Source organism: Streptomyces sp. N50 (assembly GCF_033335955.1).
GTDB lineage: Bacteria > Actinomycetota > Actinomycetes > Streptomycetales > Streptomycetaceae > Streptomyces.
This window is the reverse complement of the sequence record NZ_CP137549.1, coordinates 6,498,794-6,515,184: the sequence shown is the minus strand read 5'-3', so window position 1 is coordinate 6,515,184 and position 16,391 is coordinate 6,498,794. Positions and strand designations below refer to the sequence as shown.

The window sequence follows — 16,391 nt, the reverse complement described above, 5'->3', positions numbered from 1 at the left end:
GAGTCACCCCAACAGGCAGGCCGGCGCCCGTAGTTCGGAATGAAGCGGGAGCCGGACCCTGAAGGTGGCCCCTCGTCCGGGCGTCGAGTCGATCTCGACCCGCCCCGCGTGCGCACTCACCAGGGAGTCGACGATGGCCAGCCCCAGCCCGGCGCCCCCGGTGGCACGCGTACGGGACGTGTCGGCGCGGTAGAAGCGCTCGAAGATGTGGGCGGTCTGGGCAGGGGTGAGTCCCGGCCCCTCGTCCGCGACCTCCAGGACCGCGTCCTCGCCGACCGTGCCCACCCCGATGCGGATCGCGGTGCCGGGCGGGGTGTGGGCGACCGCGTTGCCGACGAGGTTGGTCACGACCTGGCGCAGGCGGGCCTCGTCGGCCAGGGCGGGAGCCGAGGCGGGGGCGCCGACGCCACCGGGGCCGGTGAGGGCGACCGGCCGGGTCGAGTCCAGGGCCCGTACGTCGTGCAGGGCGTCGGCGGCGAGGGTGCGCAGGTCGGTGGGGGCGAGTTCGAGGGCGGGACCGGAGTCGCCGGTGGTGCCCAGACCGCGCTCGTCGAAGCGGGCCAGCAGCAGCATGTCCTCCACCAGCCGGGCGAGCCGGTCCGACTCCCGCGCGATACGGGCCATCGTGGCGTCGATGTCCTCCCGGTCGGAGACCGCGCCCATGCGGTGCAGATCCGTGAGGCCCTTGATCCCGGCCAGCGGGGTACGCAGCTCATGGCTGGCGTCGGCGACGAAACGGGTCATCCGCGCCTCGGACTCCGCACGCGCCGCGAACGCGGTCTCCACCTGGGCGAGCATCCCGTTCAGGGCGGTGGCGAGCCGGCCCATCTCCGTGTGCGGGCCCGCCAGTTCGGGGACGCGGCGGGACAGGTCACCGGCGGCGATCTCGGCCGCCGTCTGCTCGATCCGGGTCAGCGGGCGCAGTCCGGACCGCACCGCGAACCACCCGGCGAGGCCCAGCACCACGAGCAGCCCGAGCCCGGTGGTCTCGTAGATGTGCCACATCCGGTCCACCGTGCCGTCCACCTGGCTCATCGACGCCGACACGATCACGCTGCCGCCCGCGCCACCGCCCACGGCACCACCGCCCGGCAGCGTGACACGGGGCACCCGGGGCACGGCGATCGACCGCCACCGGGTGCCGCCCGAGGTACCGGCCGTGGTGAACGCCCTGCCCGCGCGGGCGGCTACGGCGGACGCGTCCAGCCCGGGCAGGTCGGGCCCCGACGCGTCATCGGTGCGTTTAGGCCCGGCGAGCGAGTCGATGCTGCTCTCGACGACGCCGTCCTTGTCCACGTACGTGATGACCGGGTTGCCCAGCACCTCCGTACTGAAGTCGGTGAGTCCCGGGGGCATCTTCCCGTCGGCCCCCGTCTTCGCCACGGTCGGCGGAAGCGCCGCGAACACCTGCGCTGAGGCCCGGAGTTGGGCGTCGACGCGGTCCCGCATGTACGCCCGCAGCGCGTTCCCGGTGACGAGGCTGAACGCGGTGAACCCGGCCGTCAGCAGCACCACGGCGATCAGCAGCACCCGGCTCCGCAGCGAGGCCCGCGCCCAAATGACACGCGGCCCAAGCGACTTGGCGCTCATGTTCGCGGCCCGCGCAGGACGTACCCGACGCCGTGCACCGTGTGGATGAGCTTCGGTCCGCCGTTGTCCAGCTTCCGCCGCAGATAGCTGATGTACGTGTCGACGATCCCGGTGTCGCCGCCGAAGTCGTACTCCCACACCCGCCCGAGGATCTGCGCCTTGCCGACCGTGCGCCCGGCGTTGGTCATCAGGTAGTGCAGCAGCCGGAATTCGGTCGGCGAGAGCCGTATCGGCTCGCCCGCGCGGGTCGTCTGGACGCCCTCCGGGTCGAGTTCGAGATCGGCGACCCGCAGCAGCGCCGAGGGGTCACCGCTCGTGCGGCGCAGCACCGCGCCGATCCGGGCGATCAGCTCCTGGAGGTCGAAGGGCTTGGTGACGTAGTCGTCGCCGCCCAGGACGAGCCCCTCGATCTTGTCCTGCGTGGCGTCGCGGGCGGTGAGGAACACGACCGGGATGTGCCCCGCGCGCGAGTCCGCGCCCCGCTGCTCCCGCAGCCGCCGTATCACCTCGAAGCCGTCCATGTCGGGCAGCATCACGTCCAGCAGGACCAGATCCGGCGAGACGGCACGGGCCCCGTCCAGCGCCTCCTGCCCGGTGGCGGCCGCGGCGACCGTGAACCCCGCGTGCCGCAGCGCCGCGCACAGCAGCTCCCGTACGGTCGGCTCGTCGTCCACGACCAGCAGGTTCACGTCCGTGGTGGTGGGCCGGGAGAGGTGCGGTCCGGCGCGCTCAACGGTTGCCAAGGGGTGCCTCCAGGGTGCCGGGATCGGTTCCCGGCGCCGGGGCGTGTGAGGACGCGGCCGACGGGGACTTGCGCGCGAGGATACGGCGGGGGGATGTCATTCCTCCGTAAAGGTCCGCTGTGCGCAGCAGGCTCCCCAGGAAACCGGCCACGCCTCCGGCGAGCAGCCCGAACACCACCGTCCACAGCACGCCGCCGCTCAACTCGGCCCGCGTACCGCCCATTTCACTCCCGAACATGCTGACCCCGAAGTGCCCGGACGCCCCGGCCAGCCAGGCCGCCGACCCCAGCACGACCGCCGTGACGACCCCGAAACGCTCGGCCGTCCCGAGCTGCCGGGCCAGCGGACCGTCGTAGCGATGCAGCGGGCGGCTGTGTGCGGGGACCGTGTTCCGGGCGGCTACGAACGCGCAGGTCAGGAGGATGACGGCGGTGACGATGAGCGCCCCGAGCCACAGGGGCCAGCCGCCCGCCGACAGACTCCTGAGGTGCTCGGTACGGTCCTGCTGCTGCGCGCCGGCCTGCTGTCCGCCGCCGCCCAGGGCGCCCATGATCGAGGCGAGCGGGTTGCCGCCCTGGCTCTGCACCGGGTGCGTCGCGGCGGTCCAGGGCGCGCCCACGCCCAGGGTCAGCAGCACGGCCAGCGCGTTCGGCGCGAGCAGCAGCACCCCACCGGCCACGGTCCCTACCCGCCCACCGACCACCACCCCGACGAACGTCACCAACGCCATCGGTACGACGACCAGCACCAGGAGGGTGCGTACGACCGCGGAGAGACCCGGCGCCCAGCCCGGCCGCACCCGGTCCACAGCCCCGCCCAACGGCACCCGTACCCGGCGGCTGACCAGGCACCCCAGCGCGAGCACGACGGCCACCCACACCAGGGCGCCGAGCGCGGTCGCGCCGACGTGGACGTCGTAGGACATGGTCGTGTCCTGCGCGGCCCCGCCACTGCTCCCGCCGAGCATCCCGCCGAGCGCGCCCATCGCGCCACCGCCGGCGCCGCTCGCCCCGGCACCCTGCGCCCCGCCGCCGAGCCCGCGGCTCATCGCCGAGGCGGGCAGGCTGAACGTCCCGTGCGCGAGGGTGGCGACCAGTACGAACGCGACCAGTGCCGCCGCTCCGGCACCGGCGGCTCGCGCACCCAACTCCCGTGCGGTGAACGGACGTTGTCGCAACCGCCGGGAGAACACCAGCCACAGCACCACGGACCCGACGAGTGTCACCCCGAGCGGCGCGACGTCGGCGGCCCCGCTCATCGACGGGCTCATGCCGCCACCACCGCCGCCGAAGAGTCCGGACAGTATCGAACTCATCGACCCCGAACCGCCCGTACTCCCACCGGAGTTGACGGAGGCCGCACTCACCGAGCCACCAACCGCCATGGCGGCCAAGGCCATTGCCATCGTGCCCAGCGACCCAGCCGAACCCGCCCCCAGCAGCCACAACGCGAGCCATGCCACGGCGGCCATCGCGACGAGCCCGCACAGCGCGGCCGCGGCTCCTTCGAGGGCGCCGGCTCCCGGGCCGTCGGGCAGGGGTACAGAAACGGGACGGGAAACAGGACGGGACCTTGCGGTCGTAGAGGCAGAGGCAGAGACAGAGACAGAGGCGGTCATCGCGGGAACCCTCCGGGGCGTTTCGGGGACGTCGTCCGCACAAGGTGGCGTACGCGTTTGCCGGGTTCCGGAGAGGTTCTGGGAGGTTTCTGAGAGTCGGCGTGGAACGGGCGCAGGTCACGGGCGCGGGGCGGCGCGCGGCCGACCGGGTTCCCAGGAAGTTCCCAGAGGTGCCGCGCGGCAGGTCAGCCGAAGGCGGGCAGCACCTCCCGCTCGAACAGCCGCAGGCTCGACCACGCCAGATCCATCGGCATGCCTCCGCAGAGTGGATGGAACTGGGTGAACGGCCTTGCCGCGGACTTGAGTTCGGTCACGAACCGCTCGGGTGTGAGGACCCGGTACTGGCTGCCGCGCCGCAGTTCCGCCAGCCCGTCGGCCGTGCGGAAAGGCGCGGCCACGTCGTCCTGGGCCTGCCACTCGCCGTAGGCGTTGGTCTCGTGCAGGAAGAACGGCGCCATCCGCTCCCACCCGTCGTCGGGATCCTCGGCGAGGGCCACGACCTGGTTGGGTCCGATCGGGCTGGGCCCGGGGTCGGGGCGGCCCAACTTCCCGACCTCGTCGCGGTAGTACTCCCACACCTCGGGCACGGAGGGCACGAAACCGTCGGCGATCCGGGCGGCCCGGCGCGCGGCCAGTTCGCTGCTGCCGCCGAGCAGAACGGCGGGCCCGCCCGGCCGGAACGGCGCCGGCGTGACGCGCACCGTACGGCCGCGATAGCTGAACTGCTCCCCCGTGAAAGCCGACTTGAGGGTGGTCACCACCTCGGTGACCCGCTTGGCCCGCTCCTTCATCGGCACGTCGAACATGGCGAACTCCTCGCGGACATAGCCGCCCGCGACGATCAGGTCGACGCGCCCCCGGCTGATGTTGTCGAGGACCGCCAACTCCTCGGCGAGGCGCAGCGGATCGTGGAAGGGCGCGATCAACGCGGCGACGAGGAAGCGGACTTGCTTCGTGCGGGCGGCCATCGCCGCCAGCATCTGGACCGGGCTGGGCAGATAGCCGTCCGGCGAGCCGTGGTGCTCGGAGACGGTGATCCGCGCACAGCCGAGCCCGTCGGCCCATTCGGCCATGTCGAGGGCGGCCGCGTACCGGTCCGCCATGGCCGTACCGGCCGACGCCGGGTTACGGAAGTCGAATCGAAGAGCGAACCCCACACCAGGACCACCAGGACCACCAGGACCACCAGGACCAGTCATCGTTCGAGAATATGATTCTCGATGAGGAGAACGCAATATCCGCGAGCAGGCACAACCTTTGCCAAGTCGGCGGAAGGTGATGTTCCCCCAGCCTCTACCGGGCAGTAACCCCTTCGCCCTACGCTGCTGCCGCCACCAAGGCTCCAACCAGGCCACGGCGAAGGGGACTTGAGACTCATGAAGGCGATAAGACGGCTGGCGGCACTGCTCGCCGGTACGGCCCTGCTCCTGACAGGGGCCGCGGGCAACGCCCATGCGGCGGCGCCGAAGTTCTCCGAGACGACGACGATCGGCACGCACAACGCGTACGAGAAGGACAAGTACACGTACTGGGCGCAGGCGTTGGACTCCGGGGCCTCGCTGCTCGAACTCGACGTCTACGTCGACAGCTTGAGCAAGCGGTGGCGGGTCAGCCACAGCGACCTGTTCGCCAACGACAACAACTGCGAGTACGCGAGCACCCCCTCCGACCTATACAGCAAGGACCGCAACCAGGACCTCGGCAGCTGCCTGGACAACATGGCCGCCTGGAACACCCTGCACCCGGACCACGCGCCCATCATCATCAAGGTGGAGATGAAGGTCGGCTTCAACCAGACCATCGGCCTCGGCCCGACCGCCTTCGACACCCTGGTCTCGCAGAAGCTCGGCAACAGCGTCTACAAGCCGTCCGACCTGCTCGGCTCCTCGTACTCCACGCTGGAGGCGGCGGCCCAGGCGAACGCGTGGCCCTCGCGCGACGACCTCAAGGGCAAGTTCATCTTCGAGTTGATCCCCGGCACGGTCGAGCAGGCCAACCCCTTCGACCACTACTGGACCGACCAGGAGTACGGCGACCACCTGCGCGACCTGTACGCAGCCGGCACGATCAGCCAGGCGCAGGCCTTCCCGGCGGTACTGGGCGCGGCCAACGGCGATCCCAGGTCGACCCGTTGGACCTCCGACACCTCGATCCGCCCGTGGTTCGTCTTCTTCGACGGCGACGCGGCGACGTACGTCAACAACGGCTACGACACGTCGTTCTACTCCACGAACCACTACATCCTGATCATGACGGACGCGTACGCGGTGGCCCCGGCGATCTCCTCAACGGCCCCCACGGACGCGGAAGTAGCCGCCAAACTGGCACTACTGGCAGCGGATCACGCAAGCGTGATCACTTCTGACTGGTCGTCGAAATCGGCGTCGGTGCTGTCCTCGGTGGCCACCAGAAGCTGAGGTTCCGGATCCTGGGGACGGGGCACAAGTCCCCCATGTTGCATGGCATCGACGTAAGCGCGTTCCAGTCCACCGCGTACGACACGGACGGCTCCTCCTTCGTCTTCATCAAGGCGACGGAGGGCCATTCGTACGTCAACCCCAGACTCACCGCCCAGACGAAGACGGGCCGTGACGCGGGACTGGTCGTCGGCTTCTACCACTTCCTCTGGCCGGGCAACATCACCGCCCAGGCGGAGTACTTCGTCAGCAAGGCCCCCGAAAAAGCAGGGGACTTGCTGGCCGTCGACTGGGAGACCACGGGCGACGGCACCCACGCCTCGAACGCGGAGAAGGACAGCTTCATCCGCAAGGTCAAGTCCCTCCGCCCGAACAACCGCGTCATCCTCTACACGAACCGCAACTTCTGGCTGAACATCGACACGACGTCCTACGCGGGCGACGGCCTCTGGATCGCCGACTACGTCACGGCCGGCAAGCCCCGTGTCAAGGCGGACTGGAAGTTCCACCAGTACACCTCGGACCCCCACGACAAGGACGTCGCCGACTTCACGACCAAGGCGGCGCTGCAGACGTGGGCGAAGGACGCCTGACGGCCGTGCAAGTCGGCGCGCGAGCCGCCCTCTCAGCCCTTGAAGTCCCCGGTCCGCTCCGGCGAAGCCTCCGCCAGCCCCTTCACGATCCCGTCGACGCCTTCCCGCAGCCCGTACACCGGCGTCCCCGGCTGCTGCCGCCAGGACTCGTCGAGGGTGCCCGCGTCGACCGTGTCGAAGCCGAGGTCGTCGATCAGGGCCCGGACCACCCGCTTCGCGGCCTCGTCGTCGCCGGACACCGGGAGGGCGAGGCGGTCGGGGGCGCCGGACGGGCGGGGGCGGTCCAGGATGTCCTGGGCGTAGGTGCCGTTGAAGGCCTTGATGACGGTGTGGCCGATCTGCCGCGCGACCCAGCGGCTCTCGGTGAGGCCGTCGTCCAGGATCGCGTCGATCCGGCCGTCGCGCCCGGGGTAGTAGTTGTTGGTGTCGATGACCGCGACGTTCTCCGCCGCGCCGTCCAGGAAGCCCTTCGGCAGGTCCGGGACCGCCTTCAACGGGACGGTGACGACGACGACCTCGGCCCCGTCCGCCGCCTTCTCGGCCGGTACGGGGGTGGCCCCCGTCTCCTCGGCCAGCGCGGTGAGCGTCTGCGGGCCGCGCGAGTTGGCTACGGAGACGTCGTGCCCGAGCGCGGTGAGCCGCCGGGTGAGGTTGCCGCCGATGTTGCCCGCGCCGATGATGCCGATCTTCATGACAGACCCTTCGCCGATCCAGACTCCATGCATGCGCATGCTTCTGGACGGCTGCAACCCCGGGTGCCCGCCCCCTATTCCGGCCCTCCCCCGTACGAGTGACGGAGCGCTCGCGGCACCTGCTCCCCGAACGGATCCCCCAGCTCCGCCCGCAGCACCTCCGCCGCCGTCTCCGCGTCCCCCTCCGCCACCGCACGCACCAGCGCCTCATGGGCCGCGTCCCCGGTGTTCGGATCGTGCGCGCGCAGCTCCGTCAGCGCCAGCAGCTCCACCAGCCCCTCCCGCAGCACCGGCGTGAACTGGCCGAAGATATCGGCGAGTACGGGGTTGTGGGCGGCGGCGACCACGGCCGCGTGGAACGCGATGTCGGCGTCGACGAACGCGATGTCGTCCGCCCCGGCAGCGGCCCGGCGGGCCTCCAGCTCGCGCTCCAGCGCCGTCACGTCCTCGGGCGTACGACGGCTCGCCGCGAGCCGTGCCGCCTGGACCTCGACGCCCATCCGCACCTCGTAGACGGAGGTCCTGGAACTGACCGAGGACGAGACCGCCGCCTACGCCGAATGCCAGGTCGACGGCGGCACGGTGTGGGGCGCGGCGGAGGGTCCGGCGGCCTCCGTGCGGGCCGTCCTCTCCGCGGTGAACCGGGTGCCGCGATGACAGACGTACTGCGCGCCGAGGACGTACGGGTCGCCCGCGCGCTGATGCCCGAACCCCGGCTCTTGCTGCTGGACGAACCGGCGACGGGCCTGGACCTGCCGGGCCCGGAGCGGCTGCTCGATTCGCTGGACGGGCTGCGCCGGGAGCACCCGGACCTCGCCCAGGTCCTGGTCACCCACCACCTGGAGGAACTGCCCGTCGGCACCACCCACGCCCTGAGGCGACGGCGATGACGAGAGGGGCGCCCGTCCGACACAGGACGGGCGCCCCTTCCGCTCAGGCGAGGATCACTCTCGGGTCACTTGTTCAGGTGGGCCCAGAACTCGTCGAACGACAGGACCTTGTCCCCGTTGAGGTCCCGGCTCTTGATGATGGCCTCGGCGACCGTCTCGGTGACGTTCCAGTCGCCTCCCTGAGCCAGGGCGGTCTTGAACTCGGCCGCGGTGATGACACCGTCACCGTCCGTGTCGATCCGCTGGAAATGCTTGCGTGCTTCCTCGATGTCCGCCACCGGATCCGCCCCTTCGTAACGCTTTACTGCCTGTTGACGGACGTCAGACTAACCGGCCGCGCGCGCCCGCAGTGCGGCGACCACCCACGCGAACTCCGGCCGGTGCGCCGCCGCGGGCCCGCCGCCCTTCACCGTGGCCAGCAACTCCCGGTACCGGGCGAGCCGTTCGTTGGACGCCGACTCCATGCGTTCGAGTACGACGGCCGGGTCGCCGCCGTCGCCCAGCACCTCCCGCAGGATCGCGTCGGCCTCCGGCGACCCGGGGTCGATCCCCCGCTCCCTGGCCTCCGCGCCCAGCTGCACCAGCCGCATGGGAAACCAGGTGGACCGCCCGCGGACGGCGGCGCGCTCCTGGTCCGAGGCGTTGAACTCGACGGCCTTGCGCATCTGCGCCCGGAACTCCGGGTCCTGCACCATCTCCGCCAACTCCACCCAGGCGTCGACCTGTTCGGGGGTCGGGTCGTCCGGCAGGTCCACCGCGATGGAGCGCATCCGCTCCTTGATGCACGGATCCACGGCGTCGAGTTCGTGGAACAGCTCCTCCACGAACTCCTCCATGATCCGCCTGCGTTCGGCCGCCGACAGCCGTGCCAGCCTGTTCATCAGCGTCATCTCCTCCGCGGTCGAACCGCGTCTCGCGACGGTCGACAGCACCGCCCGGGTCACCCTCAGCGACTTGATCTGCGCGTCCAGCGCCACCACATGCGCGGCGGCCACCTCCGCGACGGTCGTCTCACCGGTCAGCACCTTGCGCACGTCGTCCAGGCCGAGGCCCAACTCGCGCAGGGTACGGATCAGTTCGAGGCGGGCGGCGGACTCGGCGTCGTAGAGCCGGTAGCCGCCCGCGGAGCGGGTCACGGGGGTGAGGACGCCCTCGTCGGACCAGTAGCGGATGGTGCGCACGGTCAGTCCGGTGGACCTGGCCAGTTCCCCGATGGTGAGGAGTCCGGTGCCGTCGTCGATCATGTCCTGAGTGTGGGCCTTCCAGTGGGTGGAGACTCAAGCGGCGCAAGGAGCTTGGTGATGGAGACTCTTCGGGACATTCTCGATGCGGTGGCCCGGGACGACATCCCGCCGCCCGACGGCCGCGTGACCGTCGTACCGCAGATGTCCGAACGGGACGCGGGGGTGCTCGCCTTCACCGCGCACGCCGTCGTCTTCATCGACGAGGACCCGCGGTGGGTCCACGACACCCTCGCGGCCGTCCCCTGCGACGAACTCGCGGCGCCGATGAACCCGTACTTCCTGATGGCCCTGCTGGAGCGGACGGGCCGCAGGGCGGAGACGATCGACGCGATGCTCGTGGGCACCCCGCTGCCGGGCGAACCCTCGCTCCCCCTCACGGAGATCACGGACGGCGACCATCCGCGCATCGTGTACGCCCGCGGCCGCCGCGACGACGTGCGCGCCTGGACGACGGAGGGTGGGGTGGTGGTGCTGGGGCGCGGGGTCGGCGGCCGGCTTGAGGTGTCCGTCGAGATCGACGAGGACGTACGGCACCGGGGGCTGGGGCGGGCCCTGGTGGCGGCGGCCCGGCACCTCACCGCCGAGCCGCTGTGGGCGCAGGTCGCGCCGGGGAACGCCCGCTCCATGCGGGCGTTCCTGGCGGCGGGCTACCGTCCGGTGGGTTCGGAGGCGGTGCTGCTCAGCGCGCGGTAGACGTCAGTACGTGCTGAACGTCAGTGCCACGGGCGGTAGTTCGGGTTGCTCTCGCAGTCGCTCATGATCTCGACCTTGGTCTTCTTGTCGACCGGGCAGACGCCGATGATGTACTGCCGCTGGATCCCGCCGGGGAAGGCGACCTCGACCTGGTCGGCCCACTTGTGGGTGTCGCCGATGGTCTTGTTGACGTCCACACCGCCCGGGGCGTCGATGTAGTAGTTGTAGCCCGACTTGTACCAGGTCTTGTACAGGTCGTGGTCGTACGTCGTCGAGACGTACGGCGAGGGCTGGTTGACCAGGACGTACTTCTCGACGTCGTACTGGCCGTTGACGACGTCCTTGGGGGCGAAGCCCTGGTCGAAGACGATCGCGGGGCCGCGGCTGTCGCTGCGGTAGAGGGTGCCGCAGCTGGTGCGCCAGACCGGGTCGGGGGTGATGCGGCTGATGTCCACGCGCTGGTCCACGGCGGCCATCGCGGGGTCGGCGACGACGGGACAGGCGGGCGCGGCGGCGCGGGCCGGGGTGTGGGCGGGGACGGTGGCGGCGGTGGTGGCGAAGACGGCCGCGAGGGACAGGGCGGCGGCAACGGCTCGTCGCCGCAGGTGAATCGTGATCATGCGGGGCACGATCCCGGTTCTGCGGCGACGAGTCGCGGATCATCACCCGTACGGGGGCGTGTCCAACTGACCGCATTTCAGTCGGTCTTCGGCCGGCCTCAGCGGAAGATGCCCGTGTGGCCCAGCGAGTAGCGGCCCGGCTGCGGGTACACGGCGAGACCGTGCGGGCCGCCGCCGACCTTGATGCGGGCGAGCTGGGTGCCGGTGCGGGTGTCGATGGCGTAGACCTCGGAGTTGTAGCGGCCGGAGAGCCACAGGACCTTGCCGTCGGCCGAGACTCCGCCCATGTCGGGGCTGCCGCCGTTCGGGAGGTGCCACTTCTTCGTCAGCTTGTTCTTGGTGAAGTCGAAGATGGAGATGGTGCCTTCGCCGCGGTTGGAGATGTACATCTCGCGCGAGTCCCGGCTGATGTACAGGCCGTGGCAGCCCTTGCCGGTGGGCAGGAAGTCCGGCTTGGCGAAGGTGTCGCCGTTCAGCACCCACATGCCGTTCGCCATCATGTCCGCGATGTAGAACCGCTTCCCGTCCGGCGAGATCTTGACGTCCTGCGGCATCGATCCGTGGAACGGCAGTTTCTGCTGCCCGATGACCTTCATCTTCTCGGTGTCGACCTTGAGCAGTTCGCCGCTGAACTCGCAGGAGACGATGAAGTACCGCCCGTCCGGCGAGAAGTCGGCGTGGTTGACGCCGTAGCAGCCGACGTGGACCGCCTTCACCGTCTTCATCGTGTGCGCGTCCCGGAACACCAGCTGCCGGTCCAGCGAGGCCATCACGATCGCGTACTTGCCGTTGGGCGTGAAGTACAGGTTGTACGGGTCGTGCACGTCGACGGGCTTGCCCGCCCTGCCCGTTCGCGGGTCGATCGGGGTGAGGGTGTTGCCCCGGTCGTTGTTGACCCACAGCGTCCTCAAGTCCCAGGAGGGGACGACGTGTTGGGGCTGGACGCCGACCGGGATCGTCTCGATGACCTTGTACGTCTTCGGGTCGATCACCGAGACCGTGTTGGAGTTGGTGTTGGGGACGTAGACCCGCGACGGGAAGTCCCTTACGACTGGGGAGAGTTGATTGGGCCGGTCGGCCGCGTACACGTCGGCCGGGTTCAGCACCGGCGGCATACCGGGCAGCGCCCGCGCGACCTGTGCCCTCTTCTGCTGCTGCGGCTGGAGCGCGGCCTTGGTGCCGAGGGCCTCGTCGGCGTGGTCCTGCGAGCCGCAGCCGGCGAGGGCGGCCAGCGCGATCCCGGCGACGAGGGCGCGGGTGAGGGGGATGTGTCGCATCAGCTCAGCAGCTCCGTGGTCGTCACCGCGCGCAGTCCGCGGCGGTGGAGTTCTTCCAGTACGGCGGGGAGCGCGGCGACCGTGTCGGCGTACCCGAAGTGCATGCTGACGACCGACCCGCCCCGGATCTCGGCGAGCACCTTGCGGGTGACGGCGGGGGCGCCGGGCGCGGTGAAGTCGAGGGAGTCGACGTCGTACGACAGCACGTGCGGGTAGCCCACGCGGTGGGCCAGGCGCTGGACGAGCGGGGACGCGGCCGGGGCGCGCGAGGGCCTGAACCAGGTGCCGATCGAGCCGGTGAGCCGCTTGAGGCGGTCGGCGCAGCCGGTGATCTCGGCCAGCGCGTCGGCCTCGGACAGGGCGTTGACGGCGATGTGCCGCTGGGTGTGGTTGCCCAGGTCGTGGCCGCCGTCGAGGACGCGGCGGGCCATGGCGGGGTGGGTGTCGAGCCAGGTCCCGACCGCGAGGACGGTGACACGGGCGCCGTGTTTCTCGACCTCGGCGAGAAGGGCGGTGGCGATCTCGGGGTCGCCCTGGCCGTGGAAGGTGAGCGCGACGGCGGGGTGGTCGCGGGGTCCGTGGGTGATCTGCGCGGGCTGGTGGGGGAAGGCGCGGGGGGCGGGTGCGGTGAGCGGCGTCGCCTTGGCGGCGGGGGCCGGTCCGCTGGCGGGGGCGGCGGGGGATGCGGTGGAGCCGGTCGTGGCACATCCGGCGGCGAGAGCGCCCCCGGCGACAAGCCCGGCACCCGCACGCAACGCCGTACGGCGGTCGGTCGTGGTCACCCGCCCCATTTAAGGGGCGTCGAGTAAGAAACCGGGGCATTAACCCGTTCGGGGGACCCGCCCGGGTCGCGCAAGGAACGGGGTTCCGTGGCAAGGGTCGAACCTGTCAACTCCGGTCCGACGATGCCTTAAAGGGGCGCGGGGCTGTATCAATGTGCGGCTCCGCCGCGCGGGCGCGACCAGCCACAGCGCGCCCGCAGACAACCAACAACCTGACCCGGCGTCCACAGCAGTTCGCTCAACGATCAGAGACACGCATCTCGAACCAAGTCGTCTTCCCACGCGGCAGCAAATCCACGCCCCACCGATCAGAGAGCTTGTCGACGAGAAACAACCCCCGCCCACTCAGATCCATCTCCTGAACCGGCATCAGACACGGCAACCCACGAGACGGATCACGAACCTCGACCCGGATCCACCCCCGCCGCCGCTTCATCCGCAACCCGAACACCCGCGCACCGGTGTGCCGAACGGCATTTCCGACGAGCTCCGAGACAAGTAAGACGGCATCCTCGGTCAGTTTCGGGCTGAGCCCCCAGTGCCGCAGAACGACGATCTGGGTGAGCCGACGGGCCGTCGCCGCGGACTCCGGACGGGACGGGAGCGGAACCTCCGCCTCCGTCGGATTGCCGAACAACTCGATCGCCTTGAGCGCCCGCTCGTCCTCGACCGCAGGCGACCAGCGCGCCGCGGTCGCACGGCCTTGTCCCCGCGGCTGTCCGATACCTTCCAGCCCCGCCATGCGTCCATCATGGCCGCCCCGAACGGGCTCCGGGGCGGTTCCGGAGGAATACGCCCCCCGGAAGCCCCCGTTCCGCGACATCTGATTGGCATGTGCCACTGTCATTTCAGGGCTTGCCACAGCCCCTCCGACCTGCGGTGAAGGCTCTGTTGGAGGCAATCGACAGGCTCCCTCGACAAGGCAGGCTTAAGGTCACGTTAAGGTTCCCATAAACCGCCCCACCGAGGGACCTGTATGAGACATCACGTCAATTGCAAGTGGTTGAGCGGTATTTGACGGTCCGGTTCACTGGAACTTCGCCTTGCCGGGACCCTCTTCGACGAAGCTGCGCATCCCCCGCTCACGGTCCTCGGTCGCGAACAGCCCCGCGAACCACGTCCGTTCGACCGCCAGCCCCGTCTCGATGTCCGTCTCCAACCCGGTGTCGATCGCTTCCTTCGCCGCACGCAACGCGATCGCCGGACCCTGCGCCAACTTCGCCGCCCACGCGTGCGCCTCGGTGAACACCTCGGCGGCCGGGGCGAGTCGATCGACGAGCCCCAGCGCGAGCGCCTCGTCCGCCTTGACCATCCGACCCGTGAAGATCAGGTCCTTCGCCTTCGACGGACCGATCAGCCGCGCCAGCCGCTGCGTGCCACCCGCCCCCGGAATCAACCCCAGCAGGATCTCCGGCTGCCCCAACTTCGCGTTCTCGGCGGCAATACGGAAGTCCGCGCACAACGCCAACTCACAACCCCCGCCCAGCGCATAGCCCGTGATCGCGGCCACCACCGGCTTCGGAATCCGCGCCACCGCCGTGAACGACTCCTGCAACGCCCGCGACCGCACGACCATCCCCGCATGGTCCATCCGCTGCATCTCCTTGATGTCCGCACCCGCAGCGAACACCTTCTCCCCGCCGTAGACCACCACGGCCCGCACATCGTCACGCCGCGAAGCCTCCTCGGCGAGTTCCTTGAGGCGGTCCTGGGTGGCGACGTCCAGCGCGTTCATCGGCGGGCGGTCGAGGCGGATGGTGCCGACGCCCTCGGCGACTTCGAGATTCACGGTCATGCCAGCAGGTTAACGCGCGCTAACGACAACGGGCCCGGTGCTGTGTGTCACAGCACCGGGCCCGCGGATCAACCAGCTATCAACTAGCGGCTTACGCCTTCCACTTCGCCCACGACATGTTCCAGCCGTTGAGCCCGTTGTCCGGTGCCACGGTCGCGTCGTTGGAGTTCTTGACGACCACGACGTCACCGAGGATCGAGTGGTTGAAGAACCACGCGGCCGGGACGGTCTTGCTGTAACCGCCCTTGACGTCCTGGAGGCCTATGCAGCCGTGGCTCGCGTTGTAGTTGCCGAAGGCGCCGCCGCCCCAGTAGTTGCCGTGCACGAAGGTGCCGGAGTCGGTCAGGCGGGTGGCGTGCGGGACGTCCTTGATGTCGTACTCGCCGCCGTAGCCGACCGTTTCACCGTTCATCCGGGTCACGGTGAGCTTCTCGCTCATGACCATCTGGCCGTTCCAGGTGTCGTAGCCGGGCTTGCCGGTCGTGACCGGGATGGTCCTGATGGTCTTGCCGTCCTGGGTGACCTTCATCGTGTGCTTCTTGGCGTCGACGATGGAGACCTGGTTGCGGCCGATGGTGAACTTGACCGTCTTGGTCTGCTTGCCGTAGACGCCCGAACGGCCTTCGACTCCGTCGAGGTTGAGCTTGATCGTGACCTTGGTGCCGGACTTCCAGTAGTTCTCCGGGCGGAAGTCGAGGCGGTCGTTGCCGAACCAGTGGCCCTCGACGTCGACGGCCGGCGAGGTCGTGATGCTGATGGCCTTCTTCACGTCCTCGGGGTGTGTGATGCCCCGGGTGAAGCGGATGGAGAACGGCATGCCGACGCCGACCGTCGAGCCGTCCTCGGGGGTGAAGTAGCCGACGAAGGTGTTCTTCGGGGTCAGCGTGGTGAAGCTGGAGTCCTCGGCGGCGACCCGGCCGTCGGAGTCCTTGGCGACCGCGTGCACGGTGTACTTGGTGGCGGCGGCCAGGTGCGTCGCCGGCGTCCAGCTCGCGCCGCCGCCGGTGATCGCGCCGGAGACCTCGGCGCCGTCGGCGTCCTTGACCTCGACCTCGGTCAGCTTGCCCTTCGCGGCGCTGATCTTGAGGGCGCCGCTGGTGTCGACGGACTTCGAGCCGTTCTTCGGGGCGATGGTGACGACCGCCTGCGACTGCTTGGTCTCGGCCGTGTCCGACCCCTTGGCCTTGCTGTCGCCCGAGGCGGACCCGGAGTTGGAGCCACCGCCGCCTCCGCACGCGGTCACGGCGAGCAGCAGCACGCCGAGGATCAGCGCCAGCAGTCCCTTGTTTCTCCGGCCGCGCGCGTCAACCGACGCCCCCGATATCGGTCGCACGTTCAAGACTTTCTCCCCTCGCCGGGCCCGGTCCGGCCCGCACCCCTTCGCGCATCTGACGTGCACGTCCGCGCATATTAACCGTCAGGATTTGAGCTTCATGT

General features: G+C 70.0%; 16 protein-coding genes and 2 pseudogenes. 4 read left to right on the top strand and 14 right to left on the bottom strand.

The window, feature by feature from the left end; genetic code table 11:
• Positions 1 to 3: 3 nt before the first annotated feature.
• The 4 genes from R2B38_RS29485 to R2B38_RS29470 all read right to left on the bottom strand — a co-directional run bounded on the left by R2B38_RS29485 (position 4) and on the right by R2B38_RS29470 (position 5,108).
• Positions 4 to 1,590 (bottom strand): HAMP domain-containing sensor histidine kinase, encoded by a 1,587-nt coding sequence (locus tag R2B38_RS29485; RefSeq protein WP_318018936.1) that lies wholly within the window; start codon positions 1,588 to 1,590, stop codon positions 4 to 6.
• On the bottom strand, positions 1,587 to 2,333 hold the full coding sequence (locus R2B38_RS29480) for a response regulator transcription factor (RefSeq protein WP_318018935.1): 747 nt from the start codon (positions 2,331 to 2,333) through the stop codon (positions 1,587 to 1,589). Before R2B38_RS29480 ends, R2B38_RS29485 begins: the two co-directional genes overlap by 4 nt.
• Positions 2,320 to 3,951, bottom strand: a complete 1,632-nt coding sequence (locus R2B38_RS29475) for a streptophobe family protein (protein ID WP_318018934.1) — start codon at positions 3,949 to 3,951, stop codon at positions 2,320 to 2,322. The genes R2B38_RS29480 and R2B38_RS29475 overlap by 14 nt, the downstream gene beginning before the upstream one ends.
• A gap of 185 nt (positions 3,952 to 4,136) precedes the next feature.
• Positions 4,137 to 5,108, bottom strand: coding sequence for an LLM class flavin-dependent oxidoreductase (locus R2B38_RS29470; protein ID WP_318018933.1), 972 nt, complete (start codon positions 5,106 to 5,108; stop codon positions 4,137 to 4,139).
• A gap of 219 nt (positions 5,109 to 5,327) precedes the next feature.
• Here R2B38_RS29470 and R2B38_RS29465 point away from each other — a divergent pair, with 219 nt between their 5' ends.
• Together R2B38_RS29465 and R2B38_RS29460 are read left to right on the top strand one after the other, a co-directional pair.
• On the top strand, positions 5,328 to 6,368 hold the full coding sequence (locus tag R2B38_RS29465; protein WP_318018932.1) for a phosphatidylinositol-specific phospholipase C domain-containing protein: 1,041 nt from the start codon (positions 5,328 to 5,330) through the stop codon (positions 6,366 to 6,368).
• Between the two features lie 35 nt (positions 6,369 to 6,403).
• Entirely contained in the window at positions 6,404 to 6,961 is a 558-nt protein-coding gene (locus R2B38_RS29460) for a glycoside hydrolase family 25 protein (RefSeq protein WP_318018931.1), read from the top strand.
• 32 nt (positions 6,962 to 6,993) lie between these two features.
• Here the strand turns inward: R2B38_RS29460 and R2B38_RS29455 are convergent, their stop codons facing one another.
• Positions 6,994 to 7,653 (bottom strand): NADPH-dependent F420 reductase, encoded by a 660-nt coding sequence (locus tag R2B38_RS29455; protein ID WP_318018930.1) that lies wholly within the window; start codon positions 7,651 to 7,653, stop codon positions 6,994 to 6,996.
• Between the two features lie 74 nt (positions 7,654 to 7,727).
• Positions 7,728 to 8,174, bottom strand: a pseudogene (locus tag R2B38_RS29450) (FadR/GntR family transcriptional regulator); the annotation flags it as partial.
• Between the two features lie 165 nt (positions 8,175 to 8,339).
• Between R2B38_RS29450 and R2B38_RS29445 the strand changes: the two are divergent.
• A pseudogene (locus tag R2B38_RS29445) lies at positions 8,340 to 8,537 on the top strand (ABC transporter ATP-binding protein); the annotation flags it as partial.
• Positions 8,538 to 8,608: 71 nt separating this feature from the next.
• Here the strand turns inward: R2B38_RS29445 and R2B38_RS29440 are convergent.
• Positions 8,609 to 8,821 (bottom strand): EF-hand domain-containing protein, encoded by a 213-nt coding sequence (locus R2B38_RS29440; protein ID WP_033282798.1) that lies wholly within the window; start codon positions 8,819 to 8,821, stop codon positions 8,609 to 8,611.
• 48 nt (positions 8,822 to 8,869) lie between these two features.
• Positions 8,870 to 9,787, bottom strand: coding sequence for a MerR family transcriptional regulator (locus tag R2B38_RS29435; protein ID WP_318018929.1), 918 nt, complete (start codon positions 9,785 to 9,787; stop codon positions 8,870 to 8,872).
• A 57-nt stretch (positions 9,788 to 9,844) separates the two neighbouring features.
• On the opposite strand from R2B38_RS29435, the gene R2B38_RS29430 reads away from it, so the two are divergent.
• Entirely contained in the window at positions 9,845 to 10,480 is a 636-nt protein-coding gene (locus R2B38_RS29430) for a GNAT family N-acetyltransferase (RefSeq protein WP_318018928.1), read from the top strand.
• Between the two features lie 20 nt (positions 10,481 to 10,500).
• Here R2B38_RS29430 and R2B38_RS29425 read toward each other — a convergent pair whose 3' ends face one another.
• The 6 genes from R2B38_RS29425 to R2B38_RS29400 all read right to left on the bottom strand — a co-directional run bounded on the left by R2B38_RS29425 (position 10,501) and on the right by R2B38_RS29400 (position 16,293).
• The gene (locus R2B38_RS29425) at positions 10,501 to 11,100 is read right to left on the bottom strand and encodes an ADP-ribosyltransferase (RefSeq protein ID WP_318018927.1); all 600 of its coding nucleotides are present in this window, start codon (positions 11,098 to 11,100) and stop codon (positions 10,501 to 10,503) included.
• 98 nt (positions 11,101 to 11,198) lie between these two features.
• Positions 11,199 to 12,377, bottom strand: coding sequence for a beta-propeller fold lactonase family protein (locus R2B38_RS29420; protein WP_318018926.1), 1,179 nt, complete (start codon positions 12,375 to 12,377; stop codon positions 11,199 to 11,201).
• A complete protein-coding gene (locus R2B38_RS29415) occupies positions 12,377 to 13,168 on the bottom strand; it encodes a polysaccharide deacetylase family protein (RefSeq protein WP_318018925.1) in 792 nt (263 codons plus the stop codon). The genes R2B38_RS29420 and R2B38_RS29415 overlap by 1 nt, the downstream gene beginning before the upstream one ends.
• A gap of 229 nt (positions 13,169 to 13,397) precedes the next feature.
• Entirely contained in the window at positions 13,398 to 13,901 is a 504-nt protein-coding gene (locus R2B38_RS29410; RefSeq protein WP_033282803.1) for an ATP-binding protein, read from the bottom strand.
• A 285-nt stretch (positions 13,902 to 14,186) separates the two neighbouring features.
• Positions 14,187 to 14,954 (bottom strand): enoyl-CoA hydratase/isomerase family protein, encoded by a 768-nt coding sequence (locus R2B38_RS29405; RefSeq protein ID WP_318018924.1) that lies wholly within the window; start codon positions 14,952 to 14,954, stop codon positions 14,187 to 14,189.
• Between the two features lie 91 nt (positions 14,955 to 15,045).
• A complete protein-coding gene (locus tag R2B38_RS29400) occupies positions 15,046 to 16,293 on the bottom strand; it encodes an Ig-like domain-containing protein (protein WP_318018923.1) in 1,248 nt (415 codons plus the stop codon).
• Between the last annotated feature and the right edge of the window lie 98 nt (positions 16,294 to 16,391).

Bases quoted from the DNA above. Each gene is read 5' to 3' on its own strand.
- R2B38_RS29430 (WP_318018928.1), top strand. From the start codon at position 9,845: ATGGAGACTCTTCGGGACATTCTCGATGCGGTGGCCCGGGACGACATC.
- R2B38_RS29465 (WP_318018932.1), top strand. From the start codon at position 5,328: ATGAAGGCGATAAGACGGCTGGCGGCACTGCTCGCCGGTACGGCCCTG.
- R2B38_RS29425 (WP_318018927.1), bottom strand. From the start codon at position 11,100: ATGATCACGATTCACCTGCGGCGACGAGCCGTTGCCGCCGCCCTGTCC.
- R2B38_RS29460 (WP_318018931.1), top strand. From the start codon at position 6,404: ATGTTGCATGGCATCGACGTAAGCGCGTTCCAGTCCACCGCGTACGAC.
- R2B38_RS29415 (WP_318018925.1), bottom strand. From the start codon at position 13,168: ATGGGGCGGGTGACCACGACCGACCGCCGTACGGCGTTGCGTGCGGGT.
- R2B38_RS29475 (WP_318018934.1), bottom strand. From the start codon at position 3,951: ATGACCGCCTCTGTCTCTGTCTCTGCCTCTGCCTCTACGACCGCAAGG.
- R2B38_RS29485 (WP_318018936.1), bottom strand. From the start codon at position 1,590: ATGAGCGCCAAGTCGCTTGGGCCGCGTGTCATTTGGGCGCGGGCCTCG.
- R2B38_RS29435 (WP_318018929.1), bottom strand. From the start codon at position 9,787: ATGATCGACGACGGCACCGGACTCCTCACCATCGGGGAACTGGCCAGG.
- R2B38_RS29405 (WP_318018924.1), bottom strand. From the start codon at position 14,954: ATGACCGTGAATCTCGAAGTCGCCGAGGGCGTCGGCACCATCCGCCTC.
- R2B38_RS29410 (WP_033282803.1), bottom strand. From the start codon at position 13,901: ATGGCGGGGCTGGAAGGTATCGGACAGCCGCGGGGACAAGGCCGTGCG.
- R2B38_RS29455 (WP_318018930.1), bottom strand. From the start codon at position 7,653: ATGAAGATCGGCATCATCGGCGCGGGCAACATCGGCGGCAACCTCACC.
- R2B38_RS29420 (WP_318018926.1), bottom strand. From the start codon at position 12,377: ATGCGACACATCCCCCTCACCCGCGCCCTCGTCGCCGGGATCGCGCTG.